This window comes from Cognatiyoonia sp. IB215446 (assembly GCF_033963825.1).
GTDB lineage: Bacteria > Pseudomonadota > Alphaproteobacteria > Rhodobacterales > Rhodobacteraceae > Yoonia.
This window is the reverse complement of sequence record NZ_JAXBMD010000007.1, coordinates 45,576-62,690: the sequence shown is the minus strand read 5'-3', so window position 1 is coordinate 62,690 and position 17,115 is coordinate 45,576. Positions and strand designations below refer to the sequence as shown.

General features: G+C 57.0%; 17 protein-coding genes. 5 read left to right on the top strand and 12 right to left on the bottom strand.

Annotated features, from left to right (window positions below; translation table 11 throughout):
* Nucleotides 1-61 precede the first annotated feature (61 nt).
* From SLH49_RS19750 to SLH49_RS19735, 4 genes are read left to right on the top strand one after another with little or no spacing between them, the layout of a single operon-like run.
* Nucleotides 62-997: an N-acyl homoserine lactonase family protein gene (locus SLH49_RS19750; RefSeq protein WP_320270869.1), complete on the top strand. Its 936-nt coding sequence runs from the start codon at nucleotides 62-64 to the stop codon at nucleotides 995-997.
* A gap of 3 nt (nucleotides 998-1,000) precedes the next feature.
* Complete coding sequence (locus tag SLH49_RS19745; protein ID WP_320270868.1) at nucleotides 1,001-1,834, top strand: TIGR01459 family HAD-type hydrolase; 834 nt, start codon at nucleotides 1,001-1,003, stop codon at nucleotides 1,832-1,834.
* A complete protein-coding gene (locus tag SLH49_RS19740; protein WP_320270867.1) occupies nucleotides 1,831-2,805 on the top strand; it encodes a class II aldolase/adducin family protein in 975 nt (324 codons plus the stop codon). The genes SLH49_RS19745 and SLH49_RS19740 overlap by 4 nt, the downstream gene beginning before the upstream one ends.
* Nucleotides 2,802-4,103: an FGGY-family carbohydrate kinase gene (locus SLH49_RS19735; RefSeq protein ID WP_320270866.1), complete on the top strand. Its 1,302-nt coding sequence runs from the start codon at nucleotides 2,802-2,804 to the stop codon at nucleotides 4,101-4,103. The genes SLH49_RS19740 and SLH49_RS19735 overlap by 4 nt, the downstream gene beginning before the upstream one ends.
* An 86-nt stretch (nucleotides 4,104-4,189) precedes the next feature.
* Here SLH49_RS19735 and SLH49_RS19730 read toward each other — a convergent pair whose 3' ends face one another.
* The 10 genes from SLH49_RS19730 to SLH49_RS19685 form a co-directional block, all read right to left on the bottom strand.
* Complete coding sequence (locus SLH49_RS19730; protein WP_320270865.1) at nucleotides 4,190-5,680, bottom strand: mannitol dehydrogenase family protein; 1,491 nt, start codon at nucleotides 5,678-5,680, stop codon at nucleotides 4,190-4,192.
* Nucleotides 5,680-6,447, bottom strand: coding sequence for an L-iditol 2-dehydrogenase (locus tag SLH49_RS19725; RefSeq protein ID WP_320270864.1), 768 nt, complete (start codon nucleotides 6,445-6,447; stop codon nucleotides 5,680-5,682). The genes SLH49_RS19730 and SLH49_RS19725 overlap by 1 nt, the downstream gene beginning before the upstream one ends.
* The gene (locus SLH49_RS19720) at nucleotides 6,444-7,448 is read right to left on the bottom strand and encodes an ABC transporter ATP-binding protein (RefSeq protein WP_320270863.1); all 1,005 of its coding nucleotides are present in this window, start codon (nucleotides 7,446-7,448) and stop codon (nucleotides 6,444-6,446) included. Before SLH49_RS19720 ends, SLH49_RS19725 begins: the two co-directional genes overlap by 4 nt.
* A gap of 9 nt (nucleotides 7,449-7,457) precedes the next feature.
* Nucleotides 7,458-8,291 carry a carbohydrate ABC transporter permease gene (locus SLH49_RS19715; protein WP_320270862.1) on the bottom strand — a complete coding sequence of 278 codons (834 nt, stop codon included), beginning with the start codon at nucleotides 8,289-8,291 and terminating at the stop codon, nucleotides 7,458-7,460.
* A gap of 3 nt (nucleotides 8,292-8,294) precedes the next feature.
* Entirely contained in the window at nucleotides 8,295-9,185 is an 891-nt protein-coding gene (locus SLH49_RS19710) for a carbohydrate ABC transporter permease (protein ID WP_413785313.1), read from the bottom strand.
* A gap of 190 nt (nucleotides 9,186-9,375) precedes the next feature.
* Complete coding sequence (locus tag SLH49_RS19705) at nucleotides 9,376-10,671, bottom strand: sugar ABC transporter substrate-binding protein (protein ID WP_320270860.1); 1,296 nt, start codon at nucleotides 10,669-10,671, stop codon at nucleotides 9,376-9,378.
* A gap of 110 nt (nucleotides 10,672-10,781) precedes the next feature.
* Nucleotides 10,782-11,813, bottom strand: a complete 1,032-nt coding sequence (locus SLH49_RS19700; protein WP_320270859.1) for a LacI family DNA-binding transcriptional regulator — start codon at nucleotides 11,811-11,813, stop codon at nucleotides 10,782-10,784.
* Between the two features lie 683 nt (nucleotides 11,814-12,496).
* On the bottom strand, nucleotides 12,497-12,784 hold the full coding sequence (locus SLH49_RS19695; protein WP_320270858.1) for a DUF6525 family protein: 288 nt from the start codon (nucleotides 12,782-12,784) through the stop codon (nucleotides 12,497-12,499).
* Nucleotides 12,785-13,417 (bottom strand): DUF1826 domain-containing protein, encoded by a 633-nt coding sequence (locus SLH49_RS19690; protein ID WP_320270857.1) that lies wholly within the window; start codon nucleotides 13,415-13,417, stop codon nucleotides 12,785-12,787.
* The gene (locus tag SLH49_RS19685) at nucleotides 13,414-14,625 is read right to left on the bottom strand and encodes a GTP-binding protein (protein ID WP_320270856.1); all 1,212 of its coding nucleotides are present in this window, start codon (nucleotides 14,623-14,625) and stop codon (nucleotides 13,414-13,416) included. Before SLH49_RS19685 ends, SLH49_RS19690 begins: the two co-directional genes overlap by 4 nt.
* 105 nt (nucleotides 14,626-14,730) lie before the next feature.
* Here SLH49_RS19685 and SLH49_RS19680 point away from each other — a divergent pair, with 105 nt between their 5' ends.
* Nucleotides 14,731-15,159, top strand: a complete 429-nt coding sequence (locus SLH49_RS19680; protein ID WP_320270855.1) for an Rrf2 family transcriptional regulator — start codon at nucleotides 14,731-14,733, stop codon at nucleotides 15,157-15,159.
* 50 nt (nucleotides 15,160-15,209) lie between these two features.
* Here SLH49_RS19680 and SLH49_RS19675 read toward each other — a convergent pair whose 3' ends face one another.
* Both SLH49_RS19675 and SLH49_RS19670 read right to left on the bottom strand, forming a co-directional pair.
* The gene (locus SLH49_RS19675) at nucleotides 15,210-15,872 is read right to left on the bottom strand and encodes a class I SAM-dependent methyltransferase (protein WP_320270854.1); all 663 of its coding nucleotides are present in this window, start codon (nucleotides 15,870-15,872) and stop codon (nucleotides 15,210-15,212) included.
* Nucleotides 15,873-15,875: 3 nt separating this feature from the next.
* Nucleotides 15,876-17,102, bottom strand: coding sequence for a DUF3419 family protein (locus tag SLH49_RS19670; protein ID WP_320270853.1), 1,227 nt, complete (start codon nucleotides 17,100-17,102; stop codon nucleotides 15,876-15,878).
* Nucleotides 17,103-17,115 lie beyond the last annotated feature (13 nt).

Sequence of the window (17,115 nt, the reverse complement as noted above, 5' to 3'; positions counted from 1 at the left end):
CATCTGCATTCTCGATCTTGTTTTTGTATACAAAACTCGACTCGCGGGGATGGAGGGCCAGATGGGCGCGCATGAGACGAAGATTTATCCGATCAATACCGGCTGGCTCGAAGCAGATCTTGGGACCTACACATTCTGGAAAGGACCAGCGGGCAAGAAGTTCTGGAACCCGGTTTACTGCCATTATGTCGATACGGGCACGCATAAGATCCTGATCGACACGGGTCTGTGCGATGAAGAGCGCGCGACGAAATACCACCACAAATGCCAGAAACGCGGCTGTCTGCAGGTCCATGAGCATCTGGAACAGAAGCTCGGCGTGCATCCGGATGAAATCGACGCCATCGTCTTTACTCATCTGCACTGGGACCATGTGCAGAACATGAAGAAGTTCAAGAACGCCCGCTACATCGCGCCCAAGGCCGAGATTGAAATGGCCCATAACCCGCTGCCGCTTTACTACCGCACGTATGAATCCGGTTATCTTGGGATCGAACCGGCCTATACGGGCTGCGTGTTTGAGGCCGTGGAGGACGAATGCGAAGTGCTGCCTGGCATCACCATGTTCCACACACCGGGGCACTCCGTCGGACATATGGCTGTCACGGTTGCCACCTCTGCCGGTGATATCGTTGTTGCGGGTGACGCAATCTTCCAGGAACGCAACCTTGAACCTTGCGAAGCCGAAGGCTGGCGTTATTGGGTGCCCGCCCGCTTTGTGAACTCCTACGAAGGCTGGAAATCGGTCGAGGAGCTCGACAAGCGTGCCGATTACATCCTGCCGTGCCATGACGAGGCCGCGAATGCCCGGTCTGACGTTTTCCCTTATGACGGCATGCCGCTGCGCAAACGCCGTCAGGTGATCCCCGGTTTCCAGTTTTACTTCGGTGATATGTCTGACGGTGCGGTGGCCAAAGCGGCACCCGCCATGAAAAAGGAAGACGTGCCGGCATATCTGGCAAGTCTAAAAGACCCCAAGGATATGGCCGAAAGCTGAAGGATGACCCGCAGCCTTGACAGCCTGACCGAGGTTGCCCGCGACTTTGATGCGATTGTGCTCGACCAATGGGGCGTGCTGCATGACGGAACCCGGCCCTATCCGGGCGCTGTGCAAGCGGTGGAAAGGCTGAAGGCGCTGACGCGACTGGCGGTGTTGTCCAATTCTGGCAAGCGGGCAGATGTGAACCTTGACCGGATCGCCGCGAAGGGATTTGCGCCCGACCTTTTCGATGTTGTCATGACCTCTGGCGAGGCGTTGTGGCTCGACCTGACCCGGCAAGGCAAGGCCCTGTCCCTCTACGCGATAGAGGGACACCCCGGTGATGCAGCGGTTTGGGCAAAGGGGTTGGACATCACACTTGTCGATGATCCTACAACGGCCGATGCAATCCTGCTGATGGGGTTGCCGGAGAACGCCGAGACTGCTGCATATATGGCGATTTTGAACGCTACTGGCGCCTTGCCAGTTTATTGCACCAACCCGGACCGCGCCTCGCCGCGGGCGGGCGGTGTGACGGTGACGTCTCCCGGAGCGTTGGCGCATACCCATGCAGAGGCTGGTGGCCGCGTGATATTCTACGGAAAACCGCATACGGCAGTTTTTCGTGCGGTCGCGGATGCGCTTGGCGCGGTACCGGAGCGTTTGCTCATGGTCGGCGACAGTTTTGAGCACGATATCGCAGGCGGGCACGGCGCGGGTTGGTCGACAGCCTTTGTCGAAGGCGGGTTGCATACTGCCCGGTTTGCCAACGCGGACCGGATGGAAACGGTGCAAACTCTGGCCCAGGAGGCAGCCGCGCCGCCGCCAAACTTCACCCTCAGGAGCCTCTCGTGACAATCACCGCCCCCCCCGATTTTGCGGCATTCCGCGCCCTGTCCGCCAAGCTCGGCCAAGACCCGCTCCGCGTGCAGGGCCCGGGCGGCAACACATCAATCAAGGATGGCGATGTGATGTGGATCAAGGCCTCTGGCACGGAATTGGCCGATGCGGAAACGAGGAACATCTTCGTGCCTGTCGACCGGGCCGCAGCCTTGGCCGAGGCAAATGGCGAGGCAGGAGATGGATCGTGCAAGACCACCGTGATTGATCCAGCTAACACGCTCCGCCCATCTATAGAGACGACCTTTCACGCAGCGCTAAACTGGCCCGTTATCGCGCATACACATTCCATCGCGACTCTTGTGCATGCTGTATGCGATGCTGGGCTGATTGCATTGAAGGAAAAGCTGGACTGCCTCCCCTTCGTAACTGTCCCCTACGCCAAGCCGGGTCTTCCACTGACGCGTGAAATCCTTGCGAGGGTCAAACCTGAAACGCAGGTCGTGGTCTTGGGCAATCACGGTCTGATTATCTGCGGCGCGGATGTGGCTGCGGTCGCGGCTCTGACAGAAGAGATTGAGACACGGCTTGCCATGCCTGCGCGAAATGCACCTTCAAAAGTGTCGGATAGTGCCCCGCCAGATGACTTTGTCTGGGCAGAAGAGGGCTGGATCGCCATCGACGAACGCGCCTGTGCCATCGCCGCTGCCGGCTCATACTACCCCGACCACGTCGTGTTCCTTGGTCCTACCCTGCCCGCCAGCGACCACGACGGGGTGAGACCCGCCTTGCTTATCCCAGATCAGGGTGTTGCGCTGCGGGAAGGCGCAACCTCTTCGCAGAAGGCGATGCTGCGGTGCCTTTCGGACCTTTTGCTCCGCTTGCCAGATGACTGGGTCCCAACGGCGATTGGACCCGCGGCAGAGGCGGAGTTACTGGACTGGGACGCAGAGAAGTACCGTCAGGCCCTGGCGGCACGGTCATGACGGGGCTCGCGGTCGGTATCGACCTAGGCACGTCAGGTGTGCGATCTGCCGTCGTTGATGCAGCGGGCAAACCGCTGTCGTTTGCGCGGTCCAGCTATGGCGGTCCAGAAGATAGCCGCGACCCTGCATGCTGGTGGCAGGCGGTCACCCAGTGCATGCGGGCGCAAATCTCGGCGTTGGAGGACAACGACATCAGTCCAACAGACATCCGCAGCATCGCTGTTGATGGCACGTCCGGTACCCTAGTTCTGGTGGACAAGACCCACAACCCTGTTACCCATGCGTTGATGTACAGTGACGGCGGTTTCGACGCAGAGGCGTCAAAGATCTCCCGACATGCGCCCGATCCGCACATCACTCGAGGCAGCGCTTCCGCCTTGGCCCGCGCGATGTATCTTGTTGCTAAAGATGGCGATGGACGAGCAGCACATCTGCTGCATCAAGCGGATTTCATAGCCGCGAAGTTGCGGGGCACTGGAGCTGTTTCGGACGTGAACAACGCGCTTAAGACAGGGTGTGACCCCGCGCAGGCGACTTGGCCGGATTGGATTGGAGCACTGCTGCCAGTCCAACTCTTGCCGGACCTAGTGTCGCCCGGCACGGAGGTTGGGCCGGTATCATCACAAGTATCAGATGAGTTCGGCCTGCCAAGACAGACGATGATCCACGCAGGAACGACCGACAGCATCGCGGCGTTTCTCGCCGCAACGCCCCCAAAACCTGGCGCCGCTGTTACATCCATCGGCACGACACTGGCGATCAAGCTATTCTCGCATAAGCGCATTGATGCGCCCGAAATGGGTCTCTATGCGCATCGCTTGGGTGAAGGCTGGCTGGTGGGTGGCGCATCTAACACTGGCGGTGGCGTCTTGCGCGCACATTTCAGCGATGCCAAGTTGGTAACACTCTCTGCCCAGATCGATCCAACACAGTCCTCCGGCTTAGACTACTACCCGTTGCTGAAACCGGGCGAGCGTTTCCCCATTAACGATCCCTGTCTGCCACCTCGGCTTACACCGCGTCCAGCAAATGATGCCGCTTTTCTCCACGGTATATTCGATGGGATCGCCCGTATCGAGCATCAAGCCTATACACTGCTGAAGGAACATGGCGCCGAATGGCCGCAGCTCATCCTCACCGCTGGTGGCGCATCGCGGAACCCTGTCTTGACCCAGATCAGGGAAAGGGTGCTCAAGCTACCCGTAGAAGCTGCCGCCGAAGTAGAAGCTGCAGTCGGTACGGCCAAGCTGGCACTCACTAGTGGCAGAACGTTTTCAAGCGAAATCCCAAAAACCTGAAGCAGCTTTTGAATTTCACTACAGTTGCGGGGCATGGCTCCCTGCGATAGCCAATAAGCGTCGTAGCCGATTTTTCCGACGCTGCGCTAAGCCGCTAGATAGCGACCTATGGTGCGTTCCAATCCATCACGTCGAAGGGCATTAAAAGATTTCTCGAATAACGATCTGAAACGGTCGTCATCTCCGATATTTCCGTAGAACTGATGTTGTTCGAGCCAGGCTTGTGGATTTGACATTGCTTCTTGCGCAGCACCTGTAAGCTGTCCCCATGCAGGATCATTGGGTTCGATGACACTGCCGTTTTCCCGTTGCCCCGCACACATAAGGGCCCAGAGCGCTTGGCTTAGGGCCAAGCCTTCAAGTTCAGTGCCTTTTGCGATGGCATCGCGGATGACAGGGATAATCGCGCCGGTGTGACGAGAAGAACCATCGAAAGCTACACGCCGGACGGTGTCGTGAATAGCTGGATTCGAGAAGCGCTGTTCAATAAGATCAACATATTGTGCCGGTGTCATTCCACGAACTGAGGGGACATGTGGCGCGATTTCGGTCAGGGCAACCTTGCGCAAAAGACCTCTGATCGGATTATGCGCCATCGCATTGGCGATGGTCTCAAGGCCAAGCAGCTCGGCGGGCGCCGCGATGATCTGATGCCCGCCGTTTAGTAGGCGGAGTTTCATTGCCTCGTAGTCATGGACCCGATCAGTCAAGGTGGCACCGAGGTTTTCCCAAGGTGGCCGCCCCGCACAAAAGTCATCTTCCATTACCCACTGCCGAAAGTTCTCATGCGTCACAGGTGCTCGGTCAACGATGCCTAGGCTTTGGGCTAAAGATAGCTCTTTCGGACCTGTCGCAGGCACGATGCAGTCAACCATGGAGTTCGGAAAACTCGCGTTCTGTGCAATCCACGCGCCCAGTTTGGGATCGACCAGATTGCCGAGGCCAACGACCACCTCGCGCAAGACCGTTCCATTTCCGGGCAGGTTGTCGCAACTTTGGCACGTGAAAGGTCCCGCGTCCGCATCCCTGCGCGCGCGCAACGCCGAGACGATTGCGCCAAACGCCGTTCGCGGTCGGTCAAGGCGACGTACATCGTGTTGAATATCTGGGTGCTGTTTGTCAAACCGCTTGGTCGCTGGATCGAGGAAGTATCCCCCCTCTGTGACGGTCAACGAGACGATGCGGATGGACGGGTGAGCCATTTGTCTGATCAGTGCGCCATGACCATCCTCGATGGGTAGATATCCGATCATCGAACCTACTACCTCTGCCGAGGTGCCGGAAGGGTCGAGCTCAATCAGCGTCGTCAGGTAGTCTTGCTCTTCAAGCCGATGGCGCTGCGCAGAATCTTCGCTTCGGACGCTTGCCCCAATGATCGCCCAGTCGAGCGCTTGTCCCTCTTGCATCAGACGATGGGAATACCAAGCCTGATGCGCACGATGGAAGTTACCGAGGCCAATATGCACAATACCCGGCGTCAAGGCCTTGCGGTCATAGTTTGGACGTAAGATGGCGGCGGGCAACCTGTCCAAAGTCTGGTTTCTCAGCGGAATGAGTTTTGCGTCGTGATCTCTCATCAGCTCATCCATTGTCCGCCATCCACGTTGTAGGTCTGCGCAACGACGTAATCTGCGTCGTCGCTTGCGAGGAAAACTGCCATGCCTGTTAGATCTTCGGCCTTGCCTATCCGCCCATAGGGTACCGCAGTGCCCACTTCGACCTTCTTTTGGCCGGGCGATTTGCCTTCATACTTGGCGAAGAATGCATCTACTTCGTCCCAATGTTCACCGTCGACGACGCCGGGCGAGATAGCATTCACGTTTATTCCGTGCTCGATGAGGTTTAGGCCCGCACTTTGCGTCAAACTGATCACCGCAGCTTTCGAGGCACAGTAGACTGCGACCAAAGGCTCGCCGCGGCGGCCAGCCTGAGAGGCCATATTGACGATCTTGCCTTTGATCCCCCGCGCGATCATATGTCGTGCGACGGCCTGTAACGTGAAGAGCGTCCCTGCGACGTTAATATCGAAGACGCGTTGGAAATCCGCATCCTTGATCTCGGTGATCGGGGCTGCGGTAAAGACAGCAGCATTGTTAACAAGGATGTCGATTTGACCAAAGGCCGCGATGGTTTCGGCTACCGCAGCATCTATGCTCGCATGGTCGGTGACATCCATCTTGACCGTCACCGCGCCAATATCGCCCGCAGCGGCTTGCGCGCGCGGCAGGTCGATATCCCCGATCATCACCTGAGCACCCTCATCGATATAGGCTTTGGCAAAGGCCAGACCGATGCCGCGTGCGGCACCCGTGATTAAGGCATTTTTGCCGGCCAAACGGTTCATGCGATCCGCAGCCCTGCGTCATCGAAGCGGAGGAGTTCGTCCTCGCGCGGTCTGAGTTGGATCGTATCGCCGTGACGCAGGGCGACGTCACCGACCGTCCGTACAGTCAGAGTATCTGCCAGATTCGTACCATGGACATGGAAGAAGGTGTCGGACCCTAGGTGCTCGGCGACGCCTACTTTGCCCTGCCATATTCCGCCGTCCTCGACAACGTCGATATGCTCGGGCCGGATACCGATGGTCTTGGCATCGCGTTTGTCGGCCTCCTCGCCCTCTATGAAGTTCATCTTCGGCGAGCCGATGAAGCCTGCCACAAATAGACTGCGTGGCGCGCGGTAGAGCTCGAGCGGCGAGCCCACCTGCTCGATCACACCCGCCCTTAGCACAACGATTTTGTCAGCCATAGTCATCGCTTCAACTTGATCGTGCGTAACATAGATCATCGTCGTCTTCATACGCTCATGCATCTCGGTGATCTCAAGGCGCATACCGACCCGCAAGGCGGCGTCGAGGTTCGAGAGCGGCTCATCAAAAAGGAACGCCTCGGGGTCGCGCACGATGGCGCGGCCTATGGCCACGCGCTGGCGCTGACCACCAGAGAGCTGTCCGGGTTTCCGATCAAGGTAATCCGTCAGGTTGAGGCTTTCGGCGGCGGCCATGATCCGCTTTTCCTGTTCTGCCTCACTAAGGCCCGCCATGCGCATCGGGAACGCGATATTCTTCCTTACGGTCATATGAGGGTAGAGCGCATAGGTCTGGAACACCATTGCGAGCCCACGCTTGGAAGGGGAGACCTGCGTCACATCTTGCCCGTCTATCATGATCGAGCCCGAAGTTGTTTCCTCCAGTCCGGCGATCAAACGCAGTAAGGTGGATTTCCCGCAGCCTGAAGGGCCGACAAAGACCGCAAATTCCCCATCCTCAATCGTCAGGTCCAATGGCGGGATAACCTGAACATCGCCAAAGCTCTTCGTTACACTTTCAAGTTGGATACGTCCCATGATTAAATCCTATTTGACGGCGCCAAAGGTCAGACCTTGGACAAGTTGTTTCTGGCAGAACCACCCCAGCACTACGATGGGCCCCACGGCGGCGGTAGAAACCGCTGAGAGCCTGCCAAAGAACAACCCTTCGGGTGCGCGGTTGCCTTCGATGAGTTTCGAGAGTGTCGCCGCATCGGTCGTGGTCAGGCGCACGGTCCAGTACGCCTCGTTCCAGCAGAAGATGAAGCAGAGCAATGCGGTCGATGCGATCCCACCCCAAGCGAGGGGGATCAGAATCTCCCGGATTTCGCCCCAGGTGTTAACACCGTCCATCTGGCCCGCCTCGATGATTTCTTTCGGGATTTCCTTGAAGTAGGTGAACAGCATCCAGATCACGATGGGCAGGTTAATAAGCATCAAGACCACGATGATCAGGAACTTGGTGTCGAATAGCCCCATGCTTTTCGTCAGAAACGTCATTGGGTAAAGCACGGCCGCCGCGGGCAGCATTTTTGTGGAGAGCATCCACATCAGGACATCCTTAGTGGACCGGCTCGGGTTGAAAGCCATCGCATAGGCGCAAGGGATTCCAACCGCCAAGGCAAAGATTGTGGCAAAGACCGCAGTGATGACCGAGTTCCGGGCAAAGCGCCAATAATCATAGTTCTCGGTCATGTTCAGATAGTTCTCAAGCGTCGGTTGAAAGAAGATCAGGAACTCCGGCTTCACCGCATCGGCGTCGGTCTTGAAGCTGGTCAAGACCATCCAGAAAATCGGGAAGAAGAACAGAAGCCCAACGATCCAGGCGAGTGTCGCGCGACTGGCGCGGCTGGCGTTCGAGGATTGTGCGACAATAGCCATCGGTTACTCCATCAATGATTTGCCGATCATCCGCAGCAGGAAGATCGCAACGATGTTGGCGAGGATCACGGCAAAGATGCCTGTAGCGGAGGCGGCGCCAATGTTGTTGTTGGCAAATTCACCGATCAGGTAAGGTAGGTTCTTGTTGCCATTGCCCCGGCTGACGATCTCGATCTCGGCATAGAGGGACAGGTGAAAGATCGCCTGGATCATCACGACAATCGCGATGGGCCGCCCAAGATGGGGCAGCGTCAGAAAGCGAAACTGGCTCCACGCGCCCGCTCCATCGAGGATCGCCGCCTCCTTTTGCTGCTGATCTTCGGATTGCAGCGAAGTCATGAAGATCAGGACCGCAAATGGCGTCCATTGCCATGTGACCATGATTATCACCGCATAAGCACTGGTCTGTGTTGCGCGAAACGAGATCGGCTCAAGCTCTGGCCAGAGCGAGAAGAACCAGCCAACAAGTGGAGCATTTTGAAGGCCGTCGATAAGGCTGTTGATCCCACCAACCGCAAGGCCCTGAAGGCCAAGGACCGGATCAAGGATCATGTTGATCCACAAGACGGCATTCACCGCTGGCATGACGAAGAATGGCGAGATCAGCAGCACCCGCACAATGCCCCGCCCCGGAAAAGCCTTGTTGATCAGGACTGCGATCAGGACACCAAGGATGACGGTGAGAAACAGGATGCTGCAAACAATGAGCAAACTGTTCTGAATGGCGAGTAGAAAATCCTTGTTGTTGAGGACGAATTCATAGTTTCCAAAGCCTCGCCAGTTTGACAGCGACGGCGTAGTCCACTCCGGACGTCTGAGATTGTTCAAAACATAACGAATGAATGAAAAGTAAAGTGTCATCCCCAGCGGGATCAGCATCCAGATCAAAAGCATTACTACTGCGGGTGTCTGGAGCAATCTTGGAAGCCGTCTGTCTGACATAGTCCTATTCCTCCGGGCCAATGGTGCTATCCACCATGCCCTGCGTCATGTGACGTGAAAATACTTGGGTTCGCGGTATCCGCTTTTTGTGCGGCTGGGTGGGCCCGGTCAGTACGCCGGCCCCACCTCAAGAGGAGAGGTGCTAGTAGCCCGCTTCTTCCATGATCGCCTCAGCCGTAGCCTGAGAGGCTGCTAGGGCTTCATCGACTGACTTTGCGCCAGACAGTGCTGCTGCCATTTCTTGCGCGACCGCGGAGCCAACTTCCGGGAATTCCGGGATTGCTGCAAACTGGACGCCCACATAAGGCTTCAGATCAGTCGCTTCAGGCGCTGCAGATTCGATCGCCGCCAATTCGGCGTCCGCAAAGGCCGCGACAGCCTGGAAATCCGGATTGGCGTAAGTTGAAGCACGCTGACCGGTAGGGACCGAGCCCCAACCGAAATCGGGATGTGCGGCGACAGCCAGCACGTATTCCTCGGAAGTTGCCCACTCAATGAAGTCTTTGGCCGCATCTGCATTGGGGGAACCAGCCGGAACTGCCATCGCCCATGCCCAAAGCCAGTTTGCACCCACGGGATTGCCGGCATTTGGCGATTGTGCATAGGCCACGCCGTCAACTTCGAGGAAGGAGGCCGCGATCGTCGCATCGATCCACATACCGCACTTACCTTCATTGTAGAGCGCAAGGATCTCATTGAATGAGTTCCCTTCCGAGCCCGGGGGACCATAGTTGCCCAGCAGGTCAACGTAGAAGTTGATAGCTGCACGCCATTCATCGCTGTCAATGGTGGGTTTGAAATCCGCGTCGAACCAGGCACCACCAAAGCTGTTCACCATGGTTGTGATAAAGGCCATGTTGTCGCCCCAGCCTGGCTTGCCGCGCAGGCAAGCGCCATAGACGCCATTGTCAGGGTCATGAACAGCGGCGGCTGCGGCCTTGATGTTGTCCCAGCTGTCGTTATCAGCAATGGAAACGCCAGCAGCATCCATGAGATCCTTGCGATACATAACCATCGAGCTTTCGCCATAAAATGGCGCTGCGTACATCGTACCTTCGTGGGAAAGGCCAGCGCGGATAGCGGGCAAGATGTCGTCCATGTTGTACTCAGCACCGAAATCAAGCGGTTCGATCCAGCCAGCAGCGCCCCAAATTGGTGCTTCCTGCATACCGATGTTGATAATGTCATACTGGCCGCCGCCGGTAGCGGTGTCAGATGTCACCTGCTCGCGCAGCACGCCTTCCTCCAGCGAAACCCAGTTCAGCTGTATGCCGGTTTCTTCGGTATATGCCTCAGCCACAGTCTGCATATTGATCATATGACCGTTATTGACGATCGCGATAGTCAGTTCCGCGGCATGGCCGTCGGCATAAACACCAACTGAACCTGCCAACGTCAGCGCAGTCGCGCCGAACAAGGCTTTTTTCACAGACATCATCGTCCTCCCTTATCTGATGATGAAGAAAAGGTAGATGATATTTATTCGCGGCGTCAATAAAAACTTATCGCGTGTAAAGTTATAGAATAAAATTCAATAATTACAAAATTTTATGCAGAACCTCGCATGACAAGTCGACCTTCAAAGAAAGTGACTTCGCGTTCTTTAGCACTTTTACCCTCCTCGATAAGCGCCAGAATCGTCTCGACACTCCGCGCGCCAATGGCGGCATAATCCTGGGAAATTGTCGTCAGGCTTGGGCAAGTGTAGCGGGCAAAGGGATGGTCGTCGTGACCAGCGATCCGCAGTTCACACCCCTCCTCCAGCCCCACTCTGGCGCCGCTTTCAAAAGCTGCGGACAATAGGCCAATTGCAAGTCTGTCGTTGGAACAAAGCACCGTGTTGGTCGGCAACAGCTTCTCTGCAATGACCCGGGTTCCTTGCCGAAAACCGATCTCCTCAAAGTCCCATCCCTCACCGTTAACGCGAATAAAATGTGGCTCTTGACCCAGCCGTTCCATCGATGCGGTATAAGCCGTCCTGCGTCGATATGCGTTCGGGTTCACAGGGTTTTTCATCTCGAAGAAGGCGGGCGGTTCGCCAGTGCGGCAAAGATACTGCACGATCAGATCAATGCTTTGCGCATTGTCGGACCCAAAGAACGCCTCACCAACATTTTCGAGATTAGCATCGAACAAAACCGTCGGGATTTCATCAGCAAACTCCGCCAACAATGCGGAATTGGAGGCACGCCCTAGCGGTGCTAGCAATACGCCCGCTGGTTTGATCGCGCGCAAGCTATCAAGATTAGAAATCTCCTGCTCCGCCCCACCATGCGAACTCAAGAGAAGCGGATTATAGCCCGCCGCCAAAATCAACCCCTCCATCGTCCGCGCAATCGCAGCGAAGAACGGATCAGTCAGGTTCGGCACCACAAGCCCAATGTTCTTCGTCCGCCTGCGGTTCTGGTTAATGGCGTAGATGTTCGGGCGGTAGTCGTAGCGTTCCAGCGCAGCTTCGATCTTGATGCGTGTGGATTTGCGGACACTGCCAGGATCATTGAAATATTTCGACACTGTCGGACGCGAGATCCCGCTCACGGCGGCAAAGCCTTCCATATTCTTTATCTTGGCGCCGGGCATTGCACACACTCCATTCCGATCAAGCCCCGCTCAAAACGAACGGTATCTTGCGGCACGATACTTTGCGCGCGGCAATTTTCCAATTATGAATGTAAAGCTCAAACTTGACGGGATTGCTCCAGAGGCATCTCATTAAGAGCCTTAGTCTACCGGAGGAGGAACGACGACATCGATGAAACTAACTCCGGAGACCTTTGCCTTGGAGCTGCTGGAAGTGACAGAGTCTTCGGAGGCCAATGCGACGACTTCATTAAGCATGAAGAACGCAAAGATGTCATAGATGGCGGGAACGGCAACGACACCCCATCGAGTATCGCAGCCGTGATGGTATCCACGGTTGCCTTGCCGATGAAAGGGATGACCACAAGGACAGGGTACAGGACGCTCACACCATTTTTGCTGATGACGGCGCAGATTAGATTTGCGGAAATACAGGTTATGCCACACTGATCTGCTTAGATGACACAGCGATCATCACAGAATGGATATTAGAAGACTTGATCGCGACCAAGTCAGATGGGACTAAAGTTGCTATGGTTACCGCTGTAAACGATCTTCAAGATACGCATATCAGGTTTGATGTTGACACAATCATTACGCTCCCAGGCATTATGAAAATGGGGTTACTCGCGGGTATCTGAACCCATTACTGGCCTATTGTTGCGATCTATTTTCCATCAATATCATCGCACAGGGTCACCGACGTTCTGACCCAGAGATGGCGTCAAAGCATAACGGTCGCGCCTAAGTGTATTTTGTTCAGCCAACGACAGAGCTTGCAATGCGTCATCGGTACTCAACCCTTCGGCGCGTGCACGGTTCCATAGTTTCCGCGCGGATGCGGGCGACCAAGGCAAAGCTGCCTGGGAAAGCCAGTGCCTTAAGGGCGCGGGCAGGGAATCGTAGCTGCGCATCGGATCAGCGGCGCGCCGTTTGCGGCGCAGGGTGGTCGCGCCAAGATTGCGGCTCACTCAGTCATCCTCCGGATCGAATACGGCATCGAGCACCAAGATAAGCCGCGTCTCTCCCGTGCCTTCAATCGGTGGTGAGCGATGCAAAAGGCCGGCAGGCGGATTTGCGGGCCAGAGGGTGCCGCGCAAAAGAATCGGCGCGCCGGTGGGAACGGTAAAGACGCGCGACGGGTCGTCCCCATCGGGAGAGAGGCCATACTGCGTCCCAGTGCCGCGATAGGTGCAGACGAGCCTGGCGGTGATCGCGTCGATATGAAACTTGCGGCAAGCATTCGACGTGACCGGCTGTAGCCGCAGCCTTATATAGTGGGTCTGCATCAAAGCTGCAAAAATCTCGGCCAGCACGTCGATATCCATAACTAACTGATCGCGTTCAGGGCCGGTAGGTGTCTGGGCGATCTCGCATAGCTCGTTCACCGCAGCTCCCACGGCATCGGGTCGCAGGATGATCCGGCCCTGTGGCAGATTTGTCGGATCAAGACCATTGATCCAAGCTTGAAAGTCGGGCGAAAGCTGCCGACGCCAGATTGCTGCGGCGCAGCTTGGCTCCAGAAAATCCTGCAGGTTTTCCGGTCTGTCGGCGATTGCAACGCCGATGGCAGCCGGATGAACCTTGGCGCGGGCAAAGCTCACGCGGCCTGCTCCGCCCGACGCCATGTGGGGAATGGATCGGGATAGTCCGGCAACGCGTCAGGGCTGGTTGCAACAACCTCAGGCACCAGACAAGCATCAAGCTTTGCTTTCAATGCGGGCCAGTCGATACCTGCGCCGATAAAGACGATTTCCTGCCGCCGGTCGCCCCAAGGCTCTTGCCAATGGGTCTGCATGTATTGCCGCGCGCCTTCATGATCTGGCCACCGCTCTTGCGGGACCGAGGCCCACCAGGTGCCCAACGGCGACACGCTCGACAATGCCCCGGCCAGCGAAAATTCGGCGACCCATTGAGGCCGCGTGGCGAGCCAGAAATGCCCCTTGGCACGGATCACACCGGGCAGATCACCGACAAGCGCCGCGTGGATCTTTTCGGGGATGAAGGGTTGGCGTGCACGATAGACATAAGACGACACACCATATTCTTCGGTTTCCGGGGTGTGATCGGCAAAGCCATAAAGCTCTTTCGCCCACATCGGATGCTCATGCGCTTTTTCAAGATCAAAGAGCCCGGTGTCGAGGATCGTCTCTGCGGGCACGTCTGAATGGTTGGTTTCGATAATCTTCGCATCCGCATTCAGGCTGCGGATGATCTTGCGGGCGGCGTCAGTGCGTTCGGGTCCGGCATCAGCCGTCTTGTTCAGGATAATGACATCCGCAAATTCGATCTGGTCGGTGAGAAGGTGCACCAGCGTGCGTTCATCCTCGTCCCCCATCACCTCACCACGGTCCCGCAGAAAGTCGTGGCTGGAATAGTCCTGCAGCAGGTTCACCGCGTCGACGACAGTGACCATCGTATCGAGCCGCGCGACATCTGACAGGCTATCGCCGTATTCATCGCGGAAGTCAAAGGTGGTGGCGACTGGCAAAGGCTCTGAAATACCTGTGGATTCGATCAGCAGATAGTCAAAGCGCCCTTCGGCAGCAAGACGGCGCACTTCATCCAGCAGATCATCACGCAAAGTGCAGCAGATGCAGCCATTGGACATCTCGACCAGCGTTTCATCTGTGCGGCTGAGTTCGGTGTCTGCACGCACCAGGTCCGCATCAATATTCACCTCGGACATATCGTTGACGATGACCGCCACACGGCGCCCTTCGCGGTTGTTGAGAACGCGGTTGAGAAGCGTGGTCTTTCCTGCGCCCAAAAAGCCGGAAAGCACCGTGACGGGAAGGCGGGTATCTGACATGTTTTGCTCCAATCGCTGCGCTGCAGGTCACGTAACTTATGCGGTTACTAGACCAATGCAATAGCAAAAGTTACATTTGGTTTCTATCTTGGAGAAAACCGGCCAATGAAACGCAATTCCCGCCTGTCGCTTGCCTTGCACACGCTAAGTCATATGGCGATTGAGCCTGCCCGGATCCGGACATCAACCGAAATCGCGGACCATGCCGGAACGAATCCCGTGGTTGTGCGGCGTGTGCTGGGCAAGCTGCGGGATGCCGGTCTTTTGATTTCGGAAAAAGGCCATGCGGGCGGGTGGCGCCTTGCGCGCGCACCGCAAGAGATCACGCTGGCTGACGTCTACGTCGCACTTGACGAACGTCTGGTGGCGGCCTCAAACCAAGAAGAGGCGCCGTCCTGCTCCGTCGAACATATCCTGCAGCGCAAGGTCACGGCGGTGCTGGAAGATGTCGAACGCAGTCTGATCGCGCGATTGGCCGCGACAACCATTGCAGAAGTGCAAGAGACCAAGGACATTGCGCATCACACGCATTGAGCCAAGTGCCGTTCCCTCCCTGCGCACAGCGCGTCAGCAAACAACCGTGCCTAGGAAACGCTGAACGCACCCACCTTCGCAAAAATCTGGGGCCGGTGGATGAGCCGGGCATATTGCGTATAGCCGCGCAATAATGGCCGATGACGCACTTCAACCTCTGGCAGGTCAGCCAGAACCTTCGCCAAATCGTCACGCGGCTCCACATGAAACCGCGCCAGCCACCCGCGCAACCTGCGGTCGAACCATCGCGGCATACCTGCCTGATCACCGAAATCAACGATATGCAACTCTCCATCCACAGAAAGGTGCGTGATCGCTTCGGCAATGGCATCTTGCCATGCCGGGATCATCGAGACGCAGTAAGACATCACAATCCGGTCAAACATCGCCTGACCAAAAAGGTCGGTGGGGTCAAAATCGCAGGCATCGCCCAGCGCAAGCTTCGCCCGATACCCCAGTTTTGCATTAGCCGAGCGCAGCATTTCAGACGAGATATCAAGGCCATAGAGCGACCGACCGGGATAGCGCATATCGATCTGATCAAGATTGCGGCCCGTCCCGCAGGCAATCTCGAGAACATGCGCGTCCTGCGGAGGCTGCAACTGCTTCAGCGCATAGTCCCGGCCCAGAAGGTAGTATTTGCGCGTGGCATCGTAGACCAATCGCTGTCGGCGATAGACCTGATCCATCAAGGCGCCATGGGTGTCGGTCATGGCCTAGCCTTTCAGGTGATAAAGGTGAAAGCCGCCGTAAATGGCCGACCGGTCTTGCGCAAAGCCCTTGGCCGAGGCTTCGGGCTGGTATTCCCAGCGCGACAATATGCGTTCCTCAACCCGCCCCGGCAGGATGTCGTCCCGCCCCCCGGTGCGGAAGATCACGCGGGCGCCGGACGCCGCAGTCCGTGTGATCTCGCGCCAGAGCGCGTTAAGCTGCTCATCATTCATCCAGTCCTGCGCGTCCAGCAGCACATAGCAATCCTTTGACCCGTTGGGCTGCCCGGCCAGCATGTCCGTCAGCGAGCGGTTCAGCACTTTCACCTTTGGGGCATGGGCGCGCAATGTCTCAAAATGCGGCGCCTCCAGATAGGGCGGCACTGCCACGTCCGGACCGGGCTGATATTCGCGATAGGCCGCCTGCCAGGCAAAGTAATTGTCCTGAATGGGAAAATCACAGAAAAGCTTCCGGGTCCGCTCGTTCAGAACCGCAACGATATCGCCGTCCGCATCCGCCGCCAGCTTGTCATATTGCGCGGGCGGAATGCCCAGGCCAAAAAGCGATGCGCGCCGATTGGCCAGAAATCGGACAAGGCGGCTTTGATAGACAGGGACAATCTGGCTTTCATAGAAGGCCTGCTGCTCCTCCAACGTTTTGGCGGCCAAAAGCGGCGCAAAATCGACCCGTGCGATGCGCGTGATTACATGAACCGCCCCAATAAACCGGCCCAAAAGCCCATGCCGGTAAAGCCCCCGCACCAGCATCTTCTTGCGCGGGCCCGCGATGCCCCACCCATTCCAATAAGCGAGAGTCTCTGCATCAAGGTGAGGTGCCACATAACGATCAAAGGTCTGAAGATTGCCCGGCCTGTTCGCGTCGCCCAGCATTTCATAAAGCACCGTGTGATCGGGCACATGCTGCACAATCGCGAGCTTGAGCTTGTTCAACATCACATGGGCCGGTGACAGATCAACCGCTGTGATCGCTGCAGGTCCCGCTGTCAGATAAGACAGCATGTTGCAGCCACCCGATGCGATACACACAATGTGGTCGGTCGGTCGGATTTGCAGCGCCTGCATATCCACCACCGGATCCTCCCAAATCTGGGCATAGACCAGACCATGAAAAAGCCGGGCAAAGCTGCGTTCCAGCAGGCCGACGCGTGTCAGGCGGCCATTTTGGTTGACCGCCGCGCCAAGCTGTTCCGTCACCGAAGGGGTGGATGTCATCCGTTTCACTCCT

Coding starts and splice junctions, on each gene's coding strand:
- SLH49_RS19750 (WP_320270869.1), top strand. CDS start 62: ATGGGCGCGCATGAGACGAAGATTTATCCGATCAATACCGGCTGGCTC.
- SLH49_RS19745 (WP_320270868.1), top strand. CDS start 1,001: ATGACCCGCAGCCTTGACAGCCTGACCGAGGTTGCCCGCGACTTTGAT.
- SLH49_RS19735 (WP_320270866.1), top strand. CDS start 2,802: ATGACGGGGCTCGCGGTCGGTATCGACCTAGGCACGTCAGGTGTGCGA.
- SLH49_RS19730 (WP_320270865.1), bottom strand. CDS start 5,680: ATGAGAGATCACGACGCAAAACTCATTCCGCTGAGAAACCAGACTTTG.
- SLH49_RS19725 (WP_320270864.1), bottom strand. CDS start 6,447: ATGAACCGTTTGGCCGGCAAAAATGCCTTAATCACGGGTGCCGCACGC.
- SLH49_RS19720 (WP_320270863.1), bottom strand. CDS start 7,448: ATGGGACGTATCCAACTTGAAAGTGTAACGAAGAGCTTTGGCGATGTT.
- SLH49_RS19715 (WP_320270862.1), bottom strand. CDS start 8,291: ATGGCTATTGTCGCACAATCCTCGAACGCCAGCCGCGCCAGTCGCGCG.
- SLH49_RS19710 (WP_413785313.1), bottom strand. CDS start 9,185: ATGCTTTTGATCTGGATGCTGATCCCGCTGGGGATGACACTTTACTTT.
- SLH49_RS19705 (WP_320270860.1), bottom strand. CDS start 10,671: ATGATGTCTGTGAAAAAAGCCTTGTTCGGCGCGACTGCGCTGACGTTG.
- SLH49_RS19700 (WP_320270859.1), bottom strand. CDS start 11,813: ATGCCCGGCGCCAAGATAAAGAATATGGAAGGCTTTGCCGCCGTGAGC.
- SLH49_RS19685 (WP_320270856.1), bottom strand. CDS start 14,625: ATGTCAGATACCCGCCTTCCCGTCACGGTGCTTTCCGGCTTTTTGGGC.
- SLH49_RS19680 (WP_320270855.1), top strand. CDS start 14,731: ATGAAACGCAATTCCCGCCTGTCGCTTGCCTTGCACACGCTAAGTCAT.
- SLH49_RS19675 (WP_320270854.1), bottom strand. CDS start 15,872: ATGACCGACACCCATGGCGCCTTGATGGATCAGGTCTATCGCCGACAG.
- SLH49_RS19670 (WP_320270853.1), bottom strand. CDS start 17,102: ATGACATCCACCCCTTCGGTGACGGAACAGCTTGGCGCGGCGGTCAAC.